Origin of the sequence: Streptomyces bobili, from assembly GCF_002154575.1 — a bacterium.
Lineage (GTDB): Bacteria > Actinomycetota > Actinomycetes > Streptomycetales > Streptomycetaceae > Streptomyces > Streptomyces bobili.
The window spans coordinates 1-2,103 of record NZ_MUBA01000778.1 but is presented as its reverse complement, the minus strand read 5'-3'; the positions used below and the strand labels follow the sequence as shown (position 1 = coordinate 2,103).

2 protein-coding genes are annotated in these 2,103 nt (G+C 76.5%); one reads left to right on the top strand and one right to left on the bottom strand.

The genetic code is table 11. The features are described from left to right. Positions 1 to 502, top strand: a 502-nt coding sequence (locus BZL64_RS37540; RefSeq protein ID WP_167396263.1) for a PucR family transcriptional regulator, incomplete at its 5' end; no start/stop codon positions are given. 38 nt (positions 503 to 540) lie between these two features. On the opposite strand, the gene BZL64_RS37535 is transcribed toward BZL64_RS37540, so the two are convergent. Further along, on the bottom strand, positions 541 to 1,662 hold the full coding sequence (locus tag BZL64_RS37535) for a glycosyltransferase family 4 protein (protein ID WP_086773446.1): 1,122 nt from the start codon (positions 1,660 to 1,662) through the stop codon (positions 541 to 543). Between the last annotated feature and the right edge of the window lie 441 nt (positions 1,663 to 2,103).

Here is a 2,103-nt window from a genome sequence, read left to right as displayed (position 1 = left end):
CGCCGACCGGGTCGCGGCGGCGCTGCGGGCCGGGGTGGAGCGGGCGGGGATCCAGCGGCCGGGCGCTCAGCCGCCGGTCGTGGTGGTCGGCGTCGCGGGCGGCTGGGCGGCGGCCTCGGCGGGCCTTCGGCACGCGGCGGAGACGGCGACGGCGGCGCAGGGCCTGTCGGACCGGCCCTGGTACGACGCCCGCCGCCTCGACATCGACCTGCTGCTGTGGCGGCTGCGCGATCATCCCGACCTCGCGGCCTTCGTGGACCGCGCGATCGGTCCGGTCCGCGACCACGACCACCGCTCCAGGCCGCCCCTGCTGCCCACCCTGGAGACCTACCTGGCGCACGCGGGGCGCAAGGCGGAGACGGCCCGCGAGCTGCACCTCAACCGGCAGACGCTCTACAACCGCCTCGCCCGTATCGGCGAGTTGCTGGGCACCGACCTCGACGACCCGCAGACGGTCCTGGCGTTGAGCCTGGCGCTGCGGGCCCGACGGCTCGTGCCCTGAGGTTCCCTCCACGCGCCGGCGGGCCACACGGGCACGCGTCAGATCATCGGCAGCGGCTGGGTCAACTCGTCGTACACGCTGAGGACCTGGGCGACGGTCTCGTCCTCGCTCGGCCAGGTGGCCGCCTGCCGGATGCCCGACTCCCGGAGCAGCTCGCGGCGTTCGGGGTCGGCGAGGAGGCGTACGACGGCGTCGGCGAAGGCGTCCGCGTCGCCGTGCGGGACGAGTTCGGCCGCGTCGCCGACGAGTTCACGCACGCCGCCGGTCAGCGCGGCGACGAGCGGCACGCGCGCGTGGAGGGCCTCCTGCGCCAGCACCGAGCGCGACTCCCCCGCACCGGGCAGCAGGGCGAGGTCGGCGGCGGCCAGGAGTTCGCTCACGTCGTCCCGCCGTCCGAGAAGCCGCACGGGCAGTGCCTCGTCCTCGATACGGCGCTGGAGTTCCGCCCGCAGCGGCCCCTCCCCGGCGACCGCGACTAGCGGCACGGGGTCCAGCCTGCCCCACACGCGGGCGGCGTCGAGCAGGACGTCGTACCCACGAGGGCGTTCGAGGGAGCCGACCGCCATCAGCAACGGGCGGCCGATCGCGCCGAGTTCGGCCCGCACCTTCGCACGCGGCCGTTCGGGGTCCTCCTCGGCCCTGCGGGGTCCGGGGAGTGCCACCGCGGCGAGCCGGGCGTCCCGGGCGCCGGTGCGGCGCGCCCGGTCCACGAGGTCGGAGGTGGTGCCCAGCACCACGGCGGCCGCCCTGGCGACCCGCCGCTCCAGCAGGCGCAGCAGATGGGCGCGGGCGCCCTCGGCGTGGGCCCGGTTGTGCCAGGTGACGACGAGCGGGGTGCGCCGCCCGCCGAGCGCGAGCACGGCCCGGAAGGAGGCGTGCAGGCCGTGCGCGTGGACGAGGTCGGCATCGGTGCAGGCCGCCCGCAGCGCCGCCACGGACGAGGGATCGCTGCTGCGCGGCACGGGCACGTGGTCGGCTCCGGCACCCGTGAAGTCGTAGGCGTGATCGGACTCGGTGGGGGCGCACACCGTCACCCGCACGCCCCGCGCGACGAGCCCCGCGGCCAGGGAGCGCACATGGGCGCTGCTGACGGCATTGCCGCCGCCCAGCACCTGCACGGTGCGCAGCGGCGACTGGCCGTGCGGTGAGTGGCTGCTCACGTGGCCGGGGCTCCTGGTTCGGCGTCGGTCGGTCACGAAGGAACGTACAGAAGGGACTCGGGCACAGGGGTGGACCGCTCGCGCTCCTCCATGTCCTCCGCCCAAGGATGCCAGGACGTACGGGTGTTCCGTGCCGCCGAGCACCCGCGGCCCCGGCAACACGCCTCCGCATGTCACCCACACGAGTGAAGGAGGGCGGGGTTCCGTTCGACGGGTGAGCCGGTCGGCGGGGCTCGGTGACGGCCCGCCAGGGGCGGTGAAAGCCCTCCGCGGGGCGCGGCGGAAGCCGCCCCGTCCGCAACTGATGGCACCGCGGCACACGAAGCCGGCCCTCCCGGCGTGTCCGAAGGGACCGCCGGGTGGGTCACGGCCCACCGCGTCGCCCCACTCACACCGGCGCGCGCCCCCGCGCCCGCGCCCCCCAGGGGACCCGCGCCACCC